This window comes from Nonomuraea zeae (assembly GCF_005889725.1).
Taxonomy (GTDB): domain Bacteria; phylum Actinomycetota; class Actinomycetes; order Streptosporangiales; family Streptosporangiaceae; genus Nonomuraea; species Nonomuraea zeae.
In genome coordinates this window covers 1-2319 of record NZ_VCKX01000611.1, presented here as the reverse complement: position 1 = coordinate 2319, position 2319 = coordinate 1, and the positions used below count along the sequence as shown (strand labels likewise).

The window sequence follows — 2319 nt, the reverse complement described above, 5'->3', positions numbered from 1 at the left end:
TGTATGGCTCGGTTTACGCTAATATTGACAGAATGGGTGTCGTCGGCAGCGTCAGAGGTGTATAAGAGACAGCGCCCACCCAGCGCGCGACCAGGATCGAGCCACCGGCGAAGAACACGAACGCGATCAGCGACTCGAGCAGCCACAGGCGCACGGCCTTGGGCGAGACACGGTTCGCCGGATCGCGCAGCGGAGCTGTTGACGTCACAAGGCCAGCTTAGGACGCGCGGCCGGAAGGTGATCTGCCCGCGGGCCGGTAAAGATCAACCGGACGTCTCGGCGTGTCTGCCGACGCCCGGCTCCGGCGCGGTGCCATGCTCGGTGGCGGCCGGCCGCAGGCTGTCGAGCTTGGCCACGTCGGCGGCGCCACGTTCGTGCCACCCAGGCCCGGCGAGCGCGGGACCGCACCCCAGCGCAAGCCCCTCACGCAACGTGGCAGCCGCCGTCCGCGGCACTCCTCCGGCGCTCCGGTCCGCCGCGAGGGCCCGAACCGCTCCTGATACCGCTAACAGGCGATCTGGCGCACCTGGTTTTCGCCCGCACTCCCCGACCGAAACCAATGTCCGTTTTGTCGGGTCAAGGCGCCCGATTCCCCACAGAGTCCCGCCACAGCGAACCAGCAGGCCAGAAAGGGTCCCTCGGTACGGCCCGATTCGGGGCCGCGGGGAATGACGGAGGTCATGGTTGTGTCCAACCTCACTACCCGGATGCCGCGATTCTGGCGGGTTTCGGATCCTTTACCGGCCGCCGACCATCGGGAAACGGTCTGCGCACCGCCGAGAGCCGCGTAGCATCGTCCGGCATGGGGCTGTGCAAGACGGCATCACGCGTGCGACGCATCGCTGTCAGTGTGACAGGGGTGGTCGTCGCGCTCGCCTTGACCGGTTGTGGCAGCCTCATCGGAAGATCTCAGGCCAAGGACATCGCGGAGATCAACGTCTCTAGCCCCGAGTTGCGCGAAGGCAAGCCGCTGCCGCGCGATTACTCCTGTAAGGGCGACCAGGGCAGTCCGCCTCTGCGCTGGTCGAGTCAGCCGCTGTCCGAGGCGAAATCGATCGCCATCGTGGTCGATTCCCATTCGCCGTCACAATCGGCCGTGCACTGGGTGCTTTACAACATCCCGGCGACCACGACCGAGCTGGGACCCAACGCCGCCGACGATCCCCCGACCGGGGCCGGCCAGGCGAAGGTGACCAGTGGCAAGGCGGGCTACCAGCCCCCTTGCGACCCGGGCAGCTACCGCTTCACCGTCTACACGTTGAACGGCAAGGTCGAAGTCAAGGAGAGCGCCTCCCTCCCCATGATCTTGAAACAGATCGCAGACCAGACCATCGCCCGCGGCCGCCTCACGGCGGTTGACATCCAGTGAGAGACCGAACACTGCTGGTAGTACGGTGTACCAATTCTTCACGTAGGGTGTGACAACGCTCATAGTGGTCCGACACAATCAGATCCAATTGTTAGGCACTGGTGATCAAAGGGGGCAGATCGCGTCGATGGCCGCGCGATCTCATCGGTGCCAAAGGGAGGCCATGGCTTTGAGGGTGGTGCAATGATCGCGGTCGTAGTGAGCTTGGTCGCTGTCGTGCTCCTCGTGCTCGTCGTCGTGGCACTGGGCATGCGTTCCATGAACCGCCGGGAGAGCTCTCTCCCTCCAGAACGGCTGAAAGAGATGGCCGAGAAGGAGGAGATGACGCACGCTCGGTCCACTGACGAGTTCGCGGCGCACGAACCGCGGATGAACAATTTCAGCCCCGACTTCAGCCCAATTGACGAGGTCAAGGTCAAACCGGTCCGCACCGGTCAGCGTGGCAGGCGTGGTGTCGACGAGTGGGGCAACCCGACGTCCGACGATGAGGACGAGGAGTTTTGGGCCAACATCCGCAGTGACGCGGAAGAGGGCGGTTTCGGTGCGGGTGGCACCGTAGCGGCCAGGAAGGGCGCCTCGCGCCCCGTCGAGCGCGAACGCCCGGCCGAACGCCCGGCCGAGCGCCCAGCGGAGCGCCCCGCAGAACGCCAGCCGGAGCGCCAGTCAGAGCGCCGGTCCGAGCGACCCGCCAAGCGCGGCGGCGAGCGCACCGCCAAGCCGCAGCCCGCCGCGGCCTCCGCCGCCATAGACCCCAACGCGGCCACCGTCCAGGCTCCCCTTCCGCAGCGCCAGGCTCCCGCGGCCGCGGCCGCCAACCTCGCCGACCTGGTCGAGCCCAAGCGCGTCCCCTCGCAGGCCGAGCTGGCGGACCAGCGCACCATGACGTTCGCGGCGCCGACGCCCGACGTGATGAGCATCCTCGGCGCGGGCGCCCAGCCGGTGCCCGCCCC

The 2319-nt window shown here is 67.2% G+C and carries 3 protein-coding genes and 1 pseudogene; 2 read left to right on the top strand and 2 right to left on the bottom strand.

Annotated elements, in window-relative coordinates:
* Positions 1–13 precede the first annotated feature (13 nt).
* On the bottom strand, positions 14–208 hold the full coding sequence (locus tag ETD85_RS61740; RefSeq protein WP_138699008.1) for a hypothetical protein: 195 nt from the start codon (positions 206–208) through the stop codon (positions 14–16).
* A gap of 55 nt (positions 209–263) precedes the next feature.
* A complete protein-coding gene (locus ETD85_RS64260; RefSeq protein WP_170247502.1) occupies positions 264–431 on the bottom strand; it encodes a hypothetical protein in 168 nt (55 codons plus the stop codon).
* Between the two features lie 371 nt (positions 432–802).
* Here ETD85_RS64260 and ETD85_RS61735 point away from each other — a divergent pair, with 371 nt between their 5' ends.
* Positions 803–1369: a YbhB/YbcL family Raf kinase inhibitor-like protein gene (locus ETD85_RS61735; protein ID WP_138699007.1), complete on the top strand. Its 567-nt coding sequence runs from the start codon at positions 803–805 to the stop codon at positions 1367–1369.
* A 225-nt stretch (positions 1370–1594) separates the two neighbouring features.
* Positions 1595–2319: pseudogene (locus ETD85_RS61730) on the top strand (hypothetical protein); the annotation flags it as partial.